Genomic DNA, 17,417 nt, shown 5'->3' on the forward strand with positions numbered 1-17,417 from the left:
TGATGGCGAGCGAGTGGTATCCGCTCCTGCGCGACGCTGCATTCTGAACTGGAAGGGAACTGTGTGAAAAAGTATATCTTTATCGTGGTCGTGCTTGTGGTGATCCTCGGCGGATACTACGGGGTTGAGGCGATCTTTACTCCCAAAATCGATATCCCGACCGCCAACGTCAGCAAGGGTGAGTTTATCATCTCGTTGCGAGCGACCGGCGAGGTTGACGCCAAGCGGGCATTTTCGGTCACTGCGCCGCGCATTCGTGGCCTGCAGATCACCTGGCTGGCACCCGAAGGATCCATGGTACAGAAGGGGGATCCGATAATCCGCTTTGATGCAACCCAGCAGCTCGCCGATCTCACCGATAACGAGTCATCCCTGAAGATTAATAGGACTTCGCTGGAACGGGCCAAACAGGAACTGGCGATCCAGGAGAAGCAACTGACGCTTGAACTCCAAAAGGCCGAACGAAACTACGACGAGAAAAAGCATGATGCACCCAAGCTCGCCGAGGAAGCCAAACTGGAGCTTGAGCTGGCCAAACTGAATTTTAATGCCAAGCTGGAACAGATCAGGTCCGATGTTTCAAAGGCCGAACTGGAAGTCAAACGGGCGGAAGATAAAACCAATCTGGCGCGAAAAGAGATGGAGCAGACCACGGTGATCGCTCCGATCCCCGGCATGGTGGTGTATCTGGAGATATGGAAGGGGGGATCGATGGGGAAAGTACAGGAGGGGGACTCTCCCTGGCCGGGACAGGGGATCATCAATCTTCCTGATCTGTCAGAGATGGTGGTCAAGGCTACCGTTTCCGAGGTGGATGCTGCGAAAGTTGATTCTGGCCAGAAAGTGATCGTGACCCTCGATGCGATGCCGGAGAAGATCTACGATGGCACCGTTATCAAGAAGGGGACACTCGCGCGCAAAAAGGATTACAACTCGAAGGTGAATGTTTTTGATATAGACGTAGCGATCGCCAACCATGACGATATGTTTAAGCCGGGAATGTCTGCCTCTTGTCGGATCATTCAGGAGAAGCTGGACAATATCGTGTATGTGCCGTTGGAGGCCGTATTCGAGAAGAGTGGTTCCACCATCGTTTACCTGGAGAATAAGAAGCAGCAGAAGGTAGAGCTGGGCCGCAAGAATGATATGCAGATCGAAGTTGTCTCCGGCTTGGACGGTGACGAGACGATCTGTCTTGTTGATCCGGAGGCAGGCAGCACGTTGCCTGGCGATAAGGCTACGGAGCCGGAGATGAACAAGGGGAGTGAATCGTCCGGTTCAGCGGGTGGTGGCAATCGTCCTGGTCGCGGCAGAGGCCGCTGATGGATTATCGTCAGATCGCCAAGGTCTCGCTCGAATCTCTCGGCGCTCATAAACTACGAACCACGCTCACCATGCTCGGCGTCATTTTCGGCGTCGCGGCAGTGATCGCCATGTTGTCGATCGGAGAAGGGGCCAAGCAGGAGGCACTCGAGCAGATCTCCATTCTCGGCATCAATAATATCATCGTTAATTCCAAGATGCTGGATGAGACCGAGGAGGCCGAATCGGGAAGTCAGCGGTCGCAGGGTCTGTCGATCGCCGATGGAGAGAATATCGCTCAATTTGCCGACCTGATCGAGAATGTCGTGCCACAGCGGTTCGAGGCGATCAGTTCGGTCAGCAGCGGTGGCAGTCAGTGTCCCGCCCGCATTGTCTCCACTACACCCGAGTTTGTTTACTCGTCTTCGATAGAAGTGGAATACGGCCGCTTCATTACTCATATCGATAACGCAGATTTCGCCCAGGTCTGTGTGCTTGGCTCCAAAACCAAGCGAGCGCTCTTTGCCTTTGATAATCCGATCGGCAAATCTCTTCGCATCAGTGATCTCGAGTTCACTGTGGTAGGCGTGATGGCGGACAAGTATATCGGGCGCGGCAAGGTCGAAGGACTGGAGCTGAAGAACTTCAACGAAGATATCTATATCCCGCTCAAGACCGCGATGAAGAAATTCGATCGCAAAGCCCCTGCGTCCGGAGTGCCGGGGATGATGCGGATGGATGAAGAAGAGCAAGAGATCGGCGCGATCCCGGAGCTTGATCAATTGACTATCACGGTCAAGAGTCTTGATAATGTCGCGGCGGTCAACAAACTGGTGGAGCGGGTACTTCAGCGCAGACATTACAACGTGCCGGACTATGATATAGTTGTGCCGGAATCGTTATTGCGGCAATCCCAGAAGACACAGCGAATATTCAATATCGTCATGGGGGCGATTGCAGGGCTTTCTCTGTTGGTCGGCGGCATCGGTATCATGAATATCATGCTGGCGACCGTCCTGGAACGAACCAGAGAGATCGGTGTCCGTCGTGCCGTCGGCGCTACGCGTGCGGATGTGATGCGACAGTTCCTGATCGAGGCGACAATGATCTGCCTCCTGGGTTGTTCGGTCGGGATCATCGTTGGGCTGCTTATCTCGCGGGTAATTGCGTTTTATGCCGGATGGCCAACGATCGTCTCCCTCTATTCCATAGTCCTCGCGGTAGGTGTCTCTACTACAGTTGGTATCGTTTTTGGGCTGTACCCGGCGCGCAAAGCGTCGCGCCTTGATGTGATAGAGTCGCTTCGGTACGAATGATCAGTCAGATGGAGTGATTTCCCATGCATATGGCTAAATTGGCGGTCGGAATAACAGTCTTATCGGTATCTGTGATCGGATCATCTCTCGCTCAGGCAAGACCGTTGACCCTCGAAGAGGCGACCGATATCGCCCTCAATCGGACCTCTCGCGGCAGCGTGATCAAAGGGGATCTCGAGGTTGCCGAGCAGACTTATCATGCCAAACGGATCAACTTCTACGTTCCGGAGATCTCGCTGAACGGTTCGTTGCCGTCGTATGCCGAGGACGAGTCGTATCGGTTCTTTTACGGTTCCCCTCTCAAGCAGCTCTACAAAACCAACGATCTGGGAATCTCATCCTTCATTCAGCTCAAGCAGGCTCTGATCACCGGTGGCGGATTTGAGATGCGAGCCAATTTGACCAAAGCTGAATCCGAGTATCCCAACACGGCTGATCCAGGCTTCTTCTATAACGAGAGGAGCCGTCAGGGTTACTTCCAGTTTTCACTCGATCAACCGCTATTGAAGCCCTCGGAATCAAAGTATGACCTGAACAACCGGAAAGATGATTTCCGGATAGCCGAATTGACCAGGGTCGAAGATCTGACTGCTTTGCATAAGGAAGTGATCGAGGCATATATCGGGACACTGCAGACCTCGCTCAAGGCGGAAGTGGCGGATGTCAAGTTCAAGTCGGCGCGACTGAAAGCAGAGATCGATTCAAGCAAAATGCAGGATGGTGTCATTTCGGAGGATACCTGGCTGGCGAGCGCCTCGAGCCGTCTTGATGCGGAGCTGAATCAGTTTGACGCTCAGTCTCAGTTAGCAGAGAAAAATCGGCAGTTGGCGATCCTGCTGGATATGGAATTGTCCGAACAACTTGAATTGGCAGAGCCGGTGATCGACCAACATGCCTCGGAGGCATCGCTTCAGGCGGCGATCGCCCAGTGCGAAAACAGTATAGCGGTTCGCAAAGCAGAGCTGCAGTATCAGAAGGCGGAGCGATCTGCCGACTACGCAGCGGGAGCGCATGGATTGACCGGGAGTCTGACCGCCAACTATTCCATTGGACGCGGGAAGATCGAGGTCGAAGGACAGCCAAACGACAATATCAATACTAATAGCTGGGATGTGGCGTTGAATGTGACCCTGCCGATCTGGGACGGAGGAGCATCGAGCGCGTCCGTCAAAGCGGCCCGACTTACATCCGAAAAATCCCGGCTCGAGTATCAAAAGGTACTGAAAGCGTCCCGTTCCGATATTGAGTTATTGGTTAACAAATACAATGTCAGTTATCGCAAGTTGTCCGTTCTGCGACAGCAGGTTGACCTTGCCGAATCGAAATTCAAGATCGCTGAAGAACGGATGAAAAACGGCGAAATTTCGGAGATTACTTACCTGGAGAGCAAAGTTTTCCTACTCGAAGCGCAGGACAAGTATTTGGGTGAACTCAAGAACTATCTCTTGAGTAAAGCCGATTTAGATGGCAAATTTGTATCCTGATGGGTTCCAAACTAATAATCCGAGCCCCCAATCATCTGGGGGATTGTGTCATGGCAATGCCCATGATCAACGAAACGCGCGAAGTCTATCCCGGCGCGACAGTAACCTTGCTCGTGCCGGAAGGGTTGGCTGCGCTGTTCGAGGGAAATCCCAATCTCGATCAGATCATACGTATTCCGACTGCCCATGTGCACGGGATGATCGCGGTGATGAAGATCAAGGATCTGCTTTCACCGCATAGTTTCGATATTGGCTACATTTTGCCGCCTTCGTTTGGCGCGGCTGCCTCTTTCAAGTTGGGTGGGGTGAAGGAACGGATCGGCTATATCGCCGACGGCCGGCGTCTGTTGCTGACGCGCCCGCTGCCGCTTCCGGCGCCCATGAACAACCAGCATCGCTCAGTCACTTATTTCGATCTGCTCCGTCGTGCGACACAGACGGATATCGAGTATGTCGAACCGAAAATATTCCTGACCGAGGAAGACGCACACCAGGCGCTCGAGCTCCTCGCTGCTCGCGGGGTAGAGGCAGGGACCCCCTATGCGGTGATCGCTTTTCAATCGGTTGCTGAGTCTCGCCGGTGGGGACTGGAGAAGTATACTGAGTTGGTGAAGCGGCTCAGGAAATTCCACAACCTGCAGACCATGCTGGTGGGAGGAGAGGCCGACCAGCGTGCCGGTGAGACGATCGTACAGGATGCGGCCGCCGGAGCGATCAATCTCGCAGGGAAAACCACGCTCCGGGAGACCGCCGCGATCATGGCCGGAGCGAAAGTTTTTATCGGCAATGACTCCGGCCCCGCTCATCTGGCCGCCGCAGTCGGGATTCCGTTTGTTGTCCTTTCGGGTGCAGATGATCCCAAAGAAACCTCGCCGATCGGCAAGCGAAAGAAACTCGTCTATCTGGCTGAACTCGAATGCATCAGTTGTGTGAAGAATAAGTGTTCGCTCAAAGGCGATGCTTACATGCGGTGTATGCTGGATATCTCAGTCGACATGGTCGAGGGAGAGATCATCCGGTTGCTCGGAGAGCGTCCATCCTGACCTGAATTTGCCGTACTCGACTTCGATACAAAGTCCATCAGACCGGCAAAATCCGGGATATCCGCAAAATTGTGTCGCGCGTGATCATACAACGGCGAAAGCTGATACTCCAACTCTCCGCAATTTATCATCACATACGGGATGCCGGACAGTCGGCAGATCTCGATCATTTTGAAGAGCTCGACCTTGCCGGTGAAGCGGGCGTCGCAGACCAACAGGCTGGTTTGCGAGGCGAGTTCACGGTCAACGCGGTTGATGGAATCGACTGCGATCAGGGTGATCCCGCGTTCGCATGCCTCGGTGAAGTAGTTCCCAAAGATAGTCTTGTCGAGCGTGAAGAGGATCACTTTGCGGTCGCTTGGGAGTTTGATCTCCGATGACTGATCCGTTTTGTTGTGACGTTCCAGAGGCAAGGTGAGAGTGAAGGTCGAGCCGACCCCGACTTTGGAATCGACGGTGATGTCGCCATGGTGTTCGCGCGCGACGTTGCGGCAGATCGCGAGCCCCATGCCAGTCCCCGCCACCGAGTCTTTTCCCCAGACACCCTTGGTCGAAAAGAATGGATCGAAAATCCGATTGAGGTTTTCCCGGGGGATTCCGCAGCCGGTGTCGCCGACCCGGACATGGACCCAGGGGGAATCGAGAATAGCGGCTATCGTGATCACGCCGGACCCAACGATCGCTTGCTCGGCGTTGATCAGCAGATTGAGGATCAATTGCTGGATCTTGCCGGCATCCATCTCAACCGGCGGGATCTCGTCAAAGTAAGTGACTAGTTCGATCTCACGGCTTTTCAGCTCGTTTTCTACCAGACTTGCGGTGTTCCTGATCAGTTTGTGCAGGTCCTGCTGGGAGAAATCTGCGGTTTTCACCTTGGAGTAGGTCAGCAGAGACATTGCCACCTGGTTGGCGCGCTCAGATATCTCGATCACCTGGCCCAGTGTCTCTCTCGCCAGTTCGACACTGCGCGGGGCACCGGCCTCGAGTTCTTCCAGGGCAAACGATGCATTGCCGATTATCCCGCCGAGGAGATTTTTGAATTCATGAGAGACACCCGCCGCCAGCACTCCGACCGCCGCCATCTTTTCAGATTCCGACAGTTTGCTGATCGTCTCCATTTCATGCGAAATGTCTTCTCCCACCAGCAGGTAGCTGAGCAGTCGTTCTTCGTGATGGATCGGCGAAATGCTGCAACGGACCCAGATCTGCTCGCCGCCCGTTTGCGGATACATGGGGAAATTGGCGCGCCATATCTTCTGGCGCTGAATCGTATCAACAACCGCTTTGAACGAGGCCGGGCTATCCTCGATGGAAAGAAGTTCTTCCACGGACAGACCGATCAATTCGGTCATAGAGCGACCGGTCGCCTCACAGAAGCGCGGATTGGCATATTCCACCCGTCCCTGGGGATCCAGAACCGCGATCGCATTGATCGATTGGAAGATCGCGGCTGATAATTTCTTCATTTCCTGGTCGGCGGCTATCCGTTCGGTGATATCCTGCTTGACCCCGATAAAATCAGTGATCTGACCTGATGGATCGGTCACCGGGGTGATCGTGACAGCTTCCCAGTAGAGAGTGCCATATTTGTTGCGATTGAGCAATTCGCCGCGCCAGGTCTTACCGGAGAGGATCGTCAGCCAGAGTTCGGAATAAACGCGGGGAGAAAGCAGACCGGATTTGAGCAATCGCGGGTTTTGTCCCTTGGCTTCTTCCAGCGTATATCCGCTAATGCGGGTGAAGGCGGGGCTGATCCACTCGATGTTTCCCTGCGGGTCAGTAATCACCACACTCAGAGAACTCTGCTCGATCGCCTTGGATAACCGTGCGAGATGATGACTCGTCTGTCGGTGTTCGGTCAGATCTGTACCAAGACAGGTAATAGTCCGGATCGTTCCATCAGGATTCGAGTCGTAGGAGTAATTCCAGTGGATCGTACGTATGGTGCCGCTCTTGTCCGCGAGGTTCGACTCGCTCTGCCGGATAGCAGATTGGTCCGGTAGATTCAGTCGATGCCAGGCCCTGCGAGGATGACTCTCCGGTCCAAATAGACCAAACCAATTTTTGCCGACAAGCTCAGACAGTGCATAGCCGGTGAGCGACGCAATGCTCTGATTGCACTGCAGGATGTTGCCGTTGGGTTCGAGGACCAGAGCAGGCAGATCGATACTCTCGATCAGATCACGTAGACCGTTTTCAGAGGAGGCAAGGTCGCGGCTGGCCCGCAATTGTTGATTGCGCAAAGCCTTGATGTTGGCCAGGTAACGGAAGAGCATGAATAAGTCTGCGATCAGGAGGACTCCCGTCACAACTGCGAGGATCTTGGCAGTGGCGATATCCGATCTGAACCAGGCATAGAGAGCAGTTGAGGCGGAAGCTACTGTCAGGATGGGGCCAAGCAAGATAGCGAGCCGATCAAACAGGTCGGCTCGTTTTGAGCGAGAGCGAGAATTGGATATTTGCGGCACCATAATCGAAAACTCCCCCCTGAATTACACTCGGGTATCGACCTGCATTGCGAGAGCGGCAAATAAGCGAAGTGTACCGCTATATATCGGCAATAATGGAATAACGATTAGGTACGGCGACAATAGGGTCAGTCGCGGAAGAACTGGAAATAGAGGAGGATTGCCATGACTACTGCGAAGATCACGCCTCCGAGGAAACCATGGCGAAAGGTATTGTATTGGGCGAAAAAGGACTTTTTCTGTTTCTTGGCGGATACCAGTTCAGACTGGCAGTGTTTGCATTTCACTGCCTGGGGGTGGATAACCTCTTTGCAGAACGGACAGGTGGCGGTTGTTTTAGCCAAGCTCATGCGGGAGAATCAATCAGCCGCCCCGAGCATCGGCAAGCAAAAAACGGAGCGAGGCTATTTCTCGCCGGGATCATCAGATGAGGCAAAGCCGATCGGCTTGCCGGAGTTAGGCGCGCCATGGATTTTGATCTCGCCATACTGACCCTCGAATTTCCTGATATTGTCAGAGAGTGCGCGCTCCAGCAACTTGGCGTGCATCGGGGTCATGATGATACGAGACAAAACACGGGCTTTCGGCGCACCAGGCATGATACGGGCAAAGTCGATAACGATCTCAGTGGGGGAATGGGTGATCATCGCCATGTTGGCGTAGACGCCCTCTGCTTCCTTTTCCCCTAATTCGATGTTAATCTGTTGGCGCGGTTGTGGTTCCATATATCCTCCGATTGCCGGTTCCCGATATCTGCTCTTGTCAGGTGGTTGCCAGTGTAATATATTCCCCCGATATGTCAATAGCAGTCTTGGGATTGCTGACCGCGGACAACGTATAAGTAGGTACCGATGATCAAGGCCGACAGAGTTGAACAGATCCTGGCGAAAATGGGAAGCTCCCGAGTTCTCATTCTCGGCGATATCATGCTTGACGAATACCTCTTTGGGAGCGTCACCCGAATCTCCCCGGAAGCTCCAGTACCGGTGGTGCAGATCGAGTCGACCAAGATCCTCCTCGGCGGCGCGGCCAACGTAGCGCACAATATCCGATCATTGGGAGATGAGCCGATCCTGGTTGGAACCGTGGGTGAGGATGAAGCCTCGGTGAAACTTGCCCAACTTCTGCGCGAAAAACAGATTTCCCGCGATTTTCTGGTCAACGATGATTCCCGTCAAACGACGATTAAAACTCGCATCATCGCCCATTCGCAGCAGGTCGTTCGCGCCGACAGAGAATCACAGCACGAACTGGATGATGAGACTGAAGCCAGGGTACTCAAGCGCTTCCAGTCGGTCGCTGACGGGATCGATGCCGTGATCATTTCCGACTATGGCAAAGGGGTCATCACGCGAACCTTGTTGGAGCAGGTGATCGAGATCTGCGTCCAGCGTGATATCTTTATCGCGGTCGACCCGAAAGAGACCCACTTCTTCAATTATCGCCGTGTTTCCATGATCACACCAAACCACCACGAAGCGGGTTTTGCGTACGGTCGGCGGATCCACTCGGAAAAGGATCTGCTCGAAGTTGGAAATGGTCTGCTGGAGAAATTGCAGGCCAAGGCGCTGCTGATCACGCGCGGCCCGCAGGGGATGTCGCTGTTCTCGAACGATAGTCCGCCAACCCATATTCCGACATTCGCCCGCCAGGTTTACGATGTAACCGGCGCCGGTGACACGGTTATTGCGACCTATGTGGCCGCGATCTGTGCCGGAGCCACTCTGACCGAAGCGGCGATCATTTCGAATGCCGCGGCCGGATATGCTGTCGGCGAACTGGGTACTGCCACCATCACCAAACACCAGTTGCAGAAAGAACTCGACCGGAACCTCAAGAACGGCAATGTTCTCTCGCCGCTGGCCAAAGAGTAACCACTCGCAAAGATCATTATGCACACTGCGATCTCTCGGGTTAGTCTGTTTGTTTTTGTCGCCCTTATGGCTTCCTCCGTCTGGGCCGCACCGAAAGTGCTGACGTTTGATCCGCCGGATCGAGTTGAATTCACAGTCAATTCGGTCAGTGCACGGACCCAGTATCTGGGAGATGCGCGACTTGGCACGGATAGCACATTCAAAAGCGCGACCTGCTTGCTGGAAAAATCAGGCTCCGGATGGCGGTTGAACAGCACGCTGACGCAATGCGGTATGAAACGCGATTCGCTGTTTTCTGATGCTGTTCTGCGACAAATCATGACCGGTCTGAAAATCAGCATGCAGATCGATTCGGTCGGTGGTGCGGTCAGTACTGATGGCTTTCAGAAGTTACAGGATCGCATTAAGGCCTTGCCCGATACCGCAGCATCCAATCAACTCAAAGAGATCCTGAGCCCTGACCTGATGGCCACCAAAGAAGTTGACGAATGGAATATCTGGATGGCCCGGCTGGTCGGTCGGCCTTTTGTCGTCGGCTCGGTGACCCATGCAACCGAAGATCTCAAATTGCCGGATGACGCCGAGTTATTGTCGTTCGAGTTCAGCTTTCTGCTGGATACGCTCAGATTTCAGGAGCGATTGTACGGAAGGCTGATGACCTACATAGATACTGATCCGCTTCGACTGGCCAAAGCGACGAACCGGTCTCCCAAGCGAATGGCTGAAATTTTCCAGATGCCTGATTCCGCGGTGACCATTCTGTCGGAACCGATGTCTGACTACCGGATGACCTCTGAGGTGATCTTTGATGTCGAAACACTTTTGATCACCTCCGAGAAGACCGAGCGGGAGATCATCCTTCGGCAGTACGATGAACCGGGGCGAACAGTCTTTTCCCGTTTAGTCGAGACCAGCGAAAAGCAGTTTACTTACACCAAGCGGTGATCAATGGAGAGACTGATACCCCGCACCAGGATAGCCGCGGTGACGGAACGGCTCCGCCGCTCCGGTAAACGGATCGTTTTCACCAATGGAGTATTTGACATTTTGCACCGCGGACACGTCGAATATCTTCAGCGGGCAAAGTCGTATGGCGATTGTCTGGTGGTGGGCCTAAACTCAGATGCGTCTGTCCGACGGCTGAAAGGGCCATCCCGGCCGGTGCAAAGAGAGCGAGATCGAGCAGTTATTTTGCTCGCGCTGAGGTCCGTCGATTATGTTGTGCTCTTCTCCGAAGATACGCCGGATCAGCTGATCCGGCAGGTACGTCCACAGACGCTGGTCAAAGGCGCGGATTACAAAGAGTCTGAGATCGTGGGAGCCACTTTTGTCAAGTCGTACGGAGGCGCAGTGCGCCGCGTGCGATTGACCGCAGGCCGTTCCACCAGTTCGATCCTGACTCGCTGGAAGAAGTCTATTAAGTGATGTTGCAATATGTCCACTGAGACGGTTACGGAATCGAGGCAATCGCGACTGTCGCGCCAGGGATATTGGCCTGCCTGGGCCGCCGAAAGTTTTGCGCAGGGGAAGTTTGCGGATGTCGTTCAGCTTTGCCGTGAACGGCTCGTGGATGACCCCCGCATGATCTCCGGACGAGTGCTGTACGCCAAAGCGTTGGTGGAAGTTGGACAGTACGAGCAGGCGCTCGAACAAGGATATGCGGTACTCACGCTCGATCCGGACAATCTCCAGGCGCTGAAACTGCTTGGAGACATTGCCGATCACGCGCACGACCAATTTACGGCGTACTCGCATTATGAGCGAGTTCTGGAACTTGATCCGGAGTGTCACGGGCTTTGCTGTCCGGTGGCGCCGAAAGCGGTTGAACGGACGCACACGATCACGCTGACTCGTCCTGAAGAGAATCCGCCGCACGATTCACTCCCGTTGCGGACGATTCCATTTTATACTGAAACGATGGGTGATCTCTACCTGGCACAGGGATACCCGCGATTGGCGGCTACCGTCTACAAAGTGTTGCACGAGCGGAGTCGCCATCCACGTTTTCTGGAAAAACTGGCCCGAGCTGAAGACAAAGCCAGAGCCAAACCATAGGAATTGGATCTATGCCGAACAAACGGATCGAATTGATTCGCAAGAAACTGGCGGCCGAGAATCTCGACGCGCTGATTGTCACCAATATGCCGCAGGTACGATACCTGACCGGCTTCAGTGGAAGCAGCGGTGTGTTGGTGCTGACTCCCAAAGGAGCGGACTTTGTAACGGACTTCCGTTACAACGATCAGGCGAAGGCGCAGGTGCGGGGTGCGACCGTGACCATCTGCAGCGGCGACTCATTCTCCACAATCAAGGACCAACCGGCGTTGCAGGCGAAAAATCTGCGAGTCGGTTTTAGTGGCGAGTTTGTTTCAGTTTCGATGCGCGACCGGATGGAGAAACATCTGCCGCATGCGCTGCTGGTCAATGCCGACGCCGTCCTGGCGGATCTCGGGTGGGTTAAGGATGCAGAAGAGATCGGAAATATCAAACGGGCGGCGGCTATCGCGGATGTGGCTTTCGAGCGGATCATCAATATCGTCAAGCCCGGCACTACCGAAAAGGAACTGGCCGCTGAACTGGAATACCAGATGTTGATGCTTGGCTCAGAGGCGCCCGCATTTGAGACGATAGTTGCATCCGGGTATCGATCGGCGATGCCCCACGGTGTTGCTTCCTCCAAGAAAGTCGAAAAGGGAGATTTTGTAACATTTGATTTCGGAGCAACCGTCAACGGTTCGGTTTGTGATATAACTCGAACGGTAGTTGTTGGCAAAGCGAGCGAACGACAGAAGAAGATCTACAACCTGGTGCTTAAAGCGCAGGTTGCCGGTTGCAGGAAGATTCGGGCCGGCGTGGCCTGCAAGGCAGTCGATGACGCTTGCCGGCAGATCATCACCAAGGCGGGGTATGGGAAGAACTTTGGCCACGGAACCGGACATGGCATAGGGATATTCATTCATATGGGGCCGCGGCTGTCACAGCTCTCCAAGGATAAGCTGTTGCCCAACAATGTGGTGACGGTTGAGCCAGGAATTTACATTTCTGGTTGGGGTGGAGTACGTATAGAAGATGATGTGGTGGTCACCGCCAGCGGCGGGCAGGTCATCAACCGGGCCGAAAAAAAATTGTTGGAACTCTAAAACAGGCCGGGTATACTTTTTCTGGGCAGGTCCGGTCTTTGGCCGTAAGCCCATGTTCATTGCAGGGTTCCACTGAAAAGGATGACGGATGAACGAGAACTACATTAAGAAACTGATACGACTTGTCGAAGAATCGGAGATAGAGTCACTTGAGGTCTCAAGTTGGGGCCGCAAGATACGGATTACTCACAAGCTGCAAGGCCGCACCAACGGTCATAGCGAGTCTGCTCCGGTGATTCAGGCAGTCATGCCGCACTCGGCCCCGGTCATGGTGGCCGCGCCGTCTCCGGCCGCGGTAGCGCCACAGGCGGCAGCGCCGGCCGAAGATCCGTCGCACCTGGTGGCGATAAAATCTCCGATGGTGGGTACATTCTATTCCGCACCATCGCCTGATTCTCCTCCGTACGTCTCGCTCAATGAGCGCATAACCGTTGGTCAGGTGGTCTGCATTGTTGAAGCTATGAAGCTGATGAATGAGATCGAATCCGAAGTGACCGGGCGCGTCACGAAAGTGCTTGCTGAGAATGGCAAACCGGTTGAATTCGGACAGGTACTCTTCCTGATCGATCCCAACGGCTAAGCAACTCGAAAGGGAGACCGCATGACACTCAAACAGATGCTGGTTGAAATGCTCAACCGGCGGGCATCGGACTTGCACGTCCGGGTGGGTGTCCGCCCCCATTTGCGGGTCAACAGTGATCTTGAACCGATCGCCACCGAACCGGTGACGATCGATTCCATGGATCAGATCGTTTCTCAGATCCTCAACGAAAAACAGCTCGAACGCTTCCATCGCAAGAATGAGATGGACCTTGCGCTCTCAGTCGCCAAGCTGGGACGTTTCCGTATTAACCTGTTCCGTCAGCGCGGGACCACTGGTATCGCCATTCGTGCGGTAAACACCAGTGTACCGTCGTTCGAAGATCTCAATCTGCCGCCGGTCATCCGGAAATTGGCGATGGAACGTCGTGGTCTGGTCATCATTACGGGAACCACCGGTTCCGGTAAATCGACCACACTGGCGGCGGTGATCGAAGAGATGAACGCACAGCGGTCCTGCAACATCCTGACAGTCGAAGACCCGATCGAGTATATCTATCGCGACAAAAAGGCGATCATTTCTCAGCGCGAGGTCGGCGGCGATACAGAGACGTTTGCCTCGGCACTCCGTCATGCCTTCCGTCAGGACCCCGATGTGATCCTGATCGGTGAGGTTCGCGACCTGGAGACCATGTCGATCGCGTTGACCGCGGCTGATACCGGTCACCTGGTCCTGACCACGCTCCATACTTTGAACGTGGTCGAAACGATCACTCGTATCGTCTCGTTTTTCCCACCGCACCAGCACCAGCAGATCAGACTGCTCCTGGCGGGAACGCTGAAGGCGATTGTTTGCCAGCGTCTGTTGGCTCGCTCAGATATTCCTGGCCGTGTGCCGGCGCTTGAGATCATGGTTTGCTCGGCCGCTATTCGCGAGTGTATTATGTCGCCGGAAAAGACAATTGACATCCCAGAACTGATGGCGGGGGGGCAGACGCAGTATGGTATGCAGACCTTTGATCAGGCGATCATGAAACTGTACAAACAGGGAATGATCTCATTTGATGAAGCGATGAACCAGGCGTCTAACCCGGACGATTTCGACCTTCGGTTGCGCGGTATTACCGGCGCGGCGGATCGCTGGGAAGACAACCCGGATTCAGTGGCGCCCAAGCCAAAAAAAGATGCCCCCAAGGGCTTCACCAAGTTCTGATCTTCTGATTCTCATTCGATGATCTAAGACCCCGTGATTTCACGGGGTCTTTTTCTTTGTCTCAGGATGCCGGTTAGTCTGGGAGAGGTGCAGACAAGATTGATATCGTGCCGTCCCCCTTTTGCCGGTTGAAAACGATCTGTTTGCCGTCCTGTGTCACCGATGCCCGGGCGTCAATATGTGGTGTCGGCGGTGACGATATTTGCACGGGATGTGACCCATCTGCATTCATAGAGAAAAGTGAGAATCGGCCATTTCGGTCCGACGAAAAGATGATCTGTCGGCCATTCGCAGACCAGGTCGGCCAGCCTTCAGCCGCCGGACTTTTGGTCAGATTTTGGCGGGCAGATCCATCCGGTTTCATGATGTACACTTCATCATTCATTGCCGCCATATCGCCATTCAGGAAGAGTATAGTGGCACCGTCGGGGGAAAATCGCGCACAGGTCTCAACATCGGCAGTCTCGGTCAGTCGGCGAAGTTCGGTACCGTCGACTCCGATCTGGTAGATATCAAAGCTGTTGGGATTATCCCGATTCGAATTGAAGAGGATCGTGCGGCCATCAGGGGAGAGGTAGGGGTGGATATCCCGCCCCGCATCATTGGTCAGACGTTTCACCCCACTTCCATCCAGACGCATCACATATATTTCCTCGTTGCCGTTCCGGTCCGACACAAACGCGATCAGTTGATGTTCGGTCGACCAATCCGGGAAATTGCTGTTGGTGCTGTCCGGCGTGATGCAACGCTGGTTGGAGCCATCGGCGTTCATGACAAAAAGCTGCCAGTGGCCGGCACGGTTGGATTGGAAGAGGATAGTGCGACCATCAGCGGACCATCGGGCGTAGGCGTTTTCCACCCCCTGGACGCGGAGGATCTCTTTTTCCGTCAATTGGTTTATGGCGTCATCTGTCTGAGCAGAGGGGCCGGCCACAGACATGCCAATGATCGCGAACTGCGTCAGAAGATGGGTGAGTTTTACCTTCATGAGTTGATCCTCCTGGTCTCATGCCAACCGGGTCGTCAATTATTATGTAAGTGCTTACATATTTAACGACAGGGAGGGATCGGAGTTCCCTCAGGCAGTTCCAATCGATCGGAAATCTGTGCTAGTGGATAAGAAGGTAAATGACCGCAACCCCGACCAGCGTCAGGAGAACCTGCAGGCTGCTGCTTTTCAGGGCAAGCGACGAATGAGAGGCCGGGATAAGATCGGCAACAGCTATATAGATGAAGCTGGCAGCAGAGAAGGCCATGACATAGGGAATCACGCCTGCCAGGACTTGCGCGAAGTAGAAAGCAATGAGTGCTCCGGGAACGGATGCCAGGCTTGAGAGAAGATTCAGTTTGAAGGCTCGTCGTCGATCGAGCCCACCGGCAAGGAGAATACCGAAATCGCCGACCTCTTGTGGAACCTCGTGTGCCGTGACCGCCAGGGCAGTTGAAACACCGAGCGGCAGAGAGATAACGGTGGCTGTCGCGATCGCGATACCATCCATGAAATTGTGTGTGGCGTCGCCAATCAGGATGAGTGAGGCAGCGCGAGAATGAACGGTGCAGTCCTGATTGTGACAATGGCGCCAGATGACAGCCTTCTCGACTATAAAGAAAGTCAGCAGGCCTGCGAGAAACATTGCCATAACAGGCAAGGGGGCGGCTTGTGAGAGCGCGCGAGGTAACAGCCCAAGAGTGGCCGCACCCAACAGAGTGCCCGTAGCAAAGCAAATGAGGGCCGGAATCGCCTTGACTCGAAGGCGATCAGGTACAAGCAGGAAGAGGGATGCAGCGCCGACCGACAGGGCGCTTCCCAGAAGTGTGAGCGTGAGGATGACCAGGAGCGTCACTGGTCATCCTCCACGCATCTGAGGTAACGCAACACCATCAGTGGTTACATTTGCAGCTTTGGTCAGGCGAAGCTTGGTCCAAATGCCCGTCGAGCATTTGTTTAAGCGCCAATTCCGGGTCTACCTGATCGGTCAGATAGACGCGTAATCCCTTGGCACCCAGATCTGCGACGGCTCGTGGTCCGATACCTCCGCAGATGAGAGCTGTGCAGTCGGCCAACTCTCTGATCATGTCGTCATGGCTGTGGACGTGTGAGTGCTGATGATCCTCTGATCGATCTGTCAGGCCGTGCAGTCGAGTGGCATTCCTCATGTCTCTATCGGTGATCGCGCCAGTCTCGGCAGTGGCGATCAGATAGTGAGACGTTCTCCCGAAGTGACGGCTTACACTCGAATCTGTGTCCAGTGCTACAGCTATCTTCATAGTCTTAGTCTCCATCTCCCCTCGATTGTATCTACGATGTCTTTCCCATGTGCCTACGCCCTCTCCCCATACCGTTTCCGCGACCACCGCCGTGACATCTGCCGTCGGCTCGGGAAACATTACTGCTTTTGCAAGCGGGACAGGCCTGTGGCCTTCCCGTACCGTACGGTTCCTCCCACGAATGCGCGCAATCCGCGCAGACAAAGGTTCTCCCGGTTGCCATCTCTATGTGTCCTCCTGTAATTGAGAGTGCTTTACCGTTGATCAAGGCATCAGCGATCTTCTTGCGTCCCGATTCGATGATTCGTCCAAATGTCTGGCGAGAGACCCCCATTTTGTCAGCGGCTTCTTCATGGTAGCATGCTTCCAGGTCAGCCAGACGAATGGCTTCAAACTCATCCAGTGAGACCTCAACAACCTCGAGAGTACGCAACGGCACTCCACGCGGCTTGAAATAGGTTATCCCCGGTGTGCTCGTGACAAAACGACATCTTTTCGGACGCGGCATATTATCAAACTCCTCTTGACATATAATGAGCATATGCCCATAATATGTCAAGAGGAAAGTGATTGTTTTTTGGCTCCATCGACGAATAAGTCTCTGTTTATGGCAGATTGTCCGACGTAAGGACCAGGAGGATACAAATATGCCAAGGCCAGCTCGTAACACCTTCCACGCCCATTGCTTCGCCTGTGGTGCTGACAACAGCGATGGTCTGCACCTGAACTTTCGGCGTGAGGGGCGCCGGAGTATTGGGCTCTGTCGGCC

The 17,417-nt window shown here is 54.3% G+C and carries 18 protein-coding genes; 11 read left to right on the forward strand and 7 right to left on the reverse strand.

Going from position 1 to position 17,417, the window contains the following annotated elements:
- The first annotated feature begins 63 nt into the window (after window positions 1-63).
- The 4 genes from IPH75_00630 to IPH75_00645 are packed head-to-tail and all read left to right on the forward strand — an operon-like array spanning window position 64 to window position 5,145.
- Complete coding sequence (locus tag IPH75_00630; protein ID MBK7140565.1) at window positions 64-1,323, forward strand: efflux RND transporter periplasmic adaptor subunit; 1,260 nt, start codon at window positions 64-66, stop codon at window positions 1,321-1,323.
- The gene (locus IPH75_00635; GenBank protein MBK7140566.1) at window positions 1,323-2,618 is read left to right on the forward strand and encodes an ABC transporter permease; all 1,296 of its coding nucleotides are present in this window, start codon (window positions 1,323-1,325) and stop codon (window positions 2,616-2,618) included. Before IPH75_00630 ends, IPH75_00635 begins: the two co-directional genes overlap by 1 nt.
- 23 nt (window positions 2,619-2,641) lie before the next feature.
- Entirely contained in the window at window positions 2,642-4,102 is a 1,461-nt protein-coding gene (locus IPH75_00640; protein ID MBK7140567.1) for a TolC family protein, read from the forward strand.
- A gap of 50 nt (window positions 4,103-4,152) precedes the next feature.
- The gene (locus IPH75_00645; GenBank protein ID MBK7140568.1) at window positions 4,153-5,145 is read left to right on the forward strand and encodes a glycosyltransferase family 9 protein; all 993 of its coding nucleotides are present in this window, start codon (window positions 4,153-4,155) and stop codon (window positions 5,143-5,145) included.
- Here IPH75_00645 and IPH75_00650 read toward each other — a convergent pair.
- From IPH75_00650 to IPH75_00660, 3 genes are all read right to left on the reverse strand, one after another.
- Window positions 5,064-7,616 (reverse strand): PAS domain S-box protein, encoded by a 2,553-nt coding sequence (locus IPH75_00650; GenBank protein MBK7140569.1) that lies wholly within the window; start codon window positions 7,614-7,616, stop codon window positions 5,064-5,066. The two genes, IPH75_00645 and IPH75_00650, sit on opposite strands and share 82 nt — an antisense overlap.
- Window positions 7,617-7,741: 125 nt before the next feature.
- Window positions 7,742-7,963 carry a hypothetical protein gene (locus IPH75_00655; GenBank protein MBK7140570.1) on the reverse strand — a complete coding sequence of 74 codons (222 nt, stop codon included), beginning with the start codon at window positions 7,961-7,963 and terminating at the stop codon, window positions 7,742-7,744.
- A gap of 54 nt (window positions 7,964-8,017) precedes the next feature.
- The gene (locus IPH75_00660) at window positions 8,018-8,338 is read right to left on the reverse strand and encodes a DUF3467 domain-containing protein (GenBank protein MBK7140571.1); all 321 of its coding nucleotides are present in this window, start codon (window positions 8,336-8,338) and stop codon (window positions 8,018-8,020) included.
- A 126-nt stretch (window positions 8,339-8,464) separates the two neighbouring features.
- On the opposite strand from IPH75_00660, the gene rfaE1 reads away from it, so the two are divergent.
- The 7 genes from rfaE1 (at window position 8,465) to IPH75_00695 (ending at window position 14,380) form a co-directional block, all read left to right on the forward strand.
- A complete protein-coding gene (gene rfaE1 / locus IPH75_00665) occupies window positions 8,465-9,487 on the forward strand; it encodes a D-glycero-beta-D-manno-heptose-7-phosphate kinase (GenBank protein ID MBK7140572.1) in 1,023 nt (340 codons plus the stop codon).
- A gap of 18 nt (window positions 9,488-9,505) precedes the next feature.
- Complete coding sequence (locus tag IPH75_00670) at window positions 9,506-10,432, forward strand: hypothetical protein (protein MBK7140573.1); 927 nt, start codon at window positions 9,506-9,508, stop codon at window positions 10,430-10,432.
- Window positions 10,433-10,435: 3 nt separating this feature from the next.
- Entirely contained in the window at window positions 10,436-10,912 is a 477-nt protein-coding gene (rfaE2, locus tag IPH75_00675) for a D-glycero-beta-D-manno-heptose 1-phosphate adenylyltransferase (GenBank protein ID MBK7140574.1), read from the forward strand.
- Window positions 10,913-10,921: 9 nt separating this feature from the next.
- Window positions 10,922-11,542, forward strand: a complete 621-nt coding sequence (locus IPH75_00680) for a hypothetical protein (GenBank protein MBK7140575.1) — start codon at window positions 10,922-10,924, stop codon at window positions 11,540-11,542.
- Window positions 11,543-11,553: 11 nt separating this feature from the next.
- On the forward strand, window positions 11,554-12,627 hold the full coding sequence (locus IPH75_00685) for an aminopeptidase P family protein (GenBank protein MBK7140576.1): 1,074 nt from the start codon (window positions 11,554-11,556) through the stop codon (window positions 12,625-12,627).
- An 88-nt stretch (window positions 12,628-12,715) separates the two neighbouring features.
- Window positions 12,716-13,207, forward strand: a complete 492-nt coding sequence (gene accB / locus IPH75_00690; GenBank protein ID MBK7140577.1) for an acetyl-CoA carboxylase biotin carboxyl carrier protein — start codon at window positions 12,716-12,718, stop codon at window positions 13,205-13,207.
- A gap of 21 nt (window positions 13,208-13,228) precedes the next feature.
- On the forward strand, window positions 13,229-14,380 hold the full coding sequence (locus IPH75_00695; protein MBK7140578.1) for a PilT/PilU family type 4a pilus ATPase: 1,152 nt from the start codon (window positions 13,229-13,231) through the stop codon (window positions 14,378-14,380).
- 73 nt (window positions 14,381-14,453) lie between these two features.
- Here the strand turns inward: IPH75_00695 and IPH75_00700 are convergent, their stop codons facing one another.
- The 4 genes from IPH75_00700 to IPH75_00715 form a co-directional block, all read right to left on the reverse strand.
- Window positions 14,454-15,368: a PD40 domain-containing protein gene (locus tag IPH75_00700; GenBank protein MBK7140579.1), complete on the reverse strand. Its 915-nt coding sequence runs from the start codon at window positions 15,366-15,368 to the stop codon at window positions 14,454-14,456.
- A 121-nt stretch (window positions 15,369-15,489) separates the two neighbouring features.
- Complete coding sequence (locus tag IPH75_00705; GenBank protein ID MBK7140580.1) at window positions 15,490-16,224, reverse strand: ZIP family metal transporter; 735 nt, start codon at window positions 16,222-16,224, stop codon at window positions 15,490-15,492.
- Between the two features lie 37 nt (window positions 16,225-16,261).
- Window positions 16,262-16,648 carry a hypothetical protein gene (locus tag IPH75_00710; GenBank protein MBK7140581.1) on the reverse strand — a complete coding sequence of 129 codons (387 nt, stop codon included), beginning with the start codon at window positions 16,646-16,648 and terminating at the stop codon, window positions 16,262-16,264.
- Window positions 16,649-16,679: 31 nt separating this feature from the next.
- The gene (locus IPH75_00715; protein MBK7140582.1) at window positions 16,680-17,156 is read right to left on the reverse strand and encodes a DUF134 domain-containing protein; all 477 of its coding nucleotides are present in this window, start codon (window positions 17,154-17,156) and stop codon (window positions 16,680-16,682) included.
- Window positions 17,157-17,417: the final 261 nt, after the last annotated feature.

Source organism: bacterium, from assembly GCA_016708025.1.
In the GTDB taxonomy this organism is placed as follows: Bacteria; Zixibacteria; MSB-5A5; order GN15; family FEB-12; genus FEB-12.

What these genes read in the sequence shown, in the direction of transcription:
- IPH75_00635 (MBK7140566.1), top strand. Translation starts at nt 1,323, where the DNA reads ATGGATTATCGTCAGATCGCCAAGGTCTCGCTCGAATCTCTCGGCGCT.
- IPH75_00640 (MBK7140567.1), top strand. Translation starts at nt 2,642, where the DNA reads ATGCATATGGCTAAATTGGCGGTCGGAATAACAGTCTTATCGGTATCT.
- IPH75_00645 (MBK7140568.1), top strand. Translation starts at nt 4,153, where the DNA reads ATGGCAATGCCCATGATCAACGAAACGCGCGAAGTCTATCCCGGCGCG.
- IPH75_00650 (MBK7140569.1), bottom strand. Translation starts at nt 7,616, where the DNA reads ATGGTGCCGCAAATATCCAATTCTCGCTCTCGCTCAAAACGAGCCGAC.
- IPH75_00655 (MBK7140570.1), bottom strand. Translation starts at nt 7,963, where the DNA reads ATGAGCTTGGCTAAAACAACCGCCACCTGTCCGTTCTGCAAAGAGGTT.
- IPH75_00660 (MBK7140571.1), bottom strand. Translation starts at nt 8,338, where the DNA reads ATGGAACCACAACCGCGCCAACAGATTAACATCGAATTAGGGGAAAAG.
- rfaE1 (MBK7140572.1), top strand. Translation starts at nt 8,465, where the DNA reads ATGATCAAGGCCGACAGAGTTGAACAGATCCTGGCGAAAATGGGAAGC.
- IPH75_00670 (MBK7140573.1), top strand. Translation starts at nt 9,506, where the DNA reads ATGCACACTGCGATCTCTCGGGTTAGTCTGTTTGTTTTTGTCGCCCTT.
- rfaE2 (MBK7140574.1), top strand. Translation starts at nt 10,436, where the DNA reads ATGGAGAGACTGATACCCCGCACCAGGATAGCCGCGGTGACGGAACGG.
- IPH75_00680 (MBK7140575.1), top strand. Translation starts at nt 10,922, where the DNA reads ATGTCCACTGAGACGGTTACGGAATCGAGGCAATCGCGACTGTCGCGC.
- IPH75_00685 (MBK7140576.1), top strand. Translation starts at nt 11,554, where the DNA reads ATGCCGAACAAACGGATCGAATTGATTCGCAAGAAACTGGCGGCCGAG.
- accB (MBK7140577.1), top strand. Translation starts at nt 12,716, where the DNA reads ATGAACGAGAACTACATTAAGAAACTGATACGACTTGTCGAAGAATCG.
- IPH75_00695 (MBK7140578.1), top strand. Translation starts at nt 13,229, where the DNA reads ATGACACTCAAACAGATGCTGGTTGAAATGCTCAACCGGCGGGCATCG.
- IPH75_00700 (MBK7140579.1), bottom strand. Translation starts at nt 15,368, where the DNA reads ATGAAGGTAAAACTCACCCATCTTCTGACGCAGTTCGCGATCATTGGC.
- IPH75_00710 (MBK7140581.1), bottom strand. Translation starts at nt 16,648, where the DNA reads ATGAAGATAGCTGTAGCACTGGACACAGATTCGAGTGTAAGCCGTCAC.
- IPH75_00715 (MBK7140582.1), bottom strand. Translation starts at nt 17,156, where the DNA reads ATGCCGCGTCCGAAAAGATGTCGTTTTGTCACGAGCACACCGGGGATA.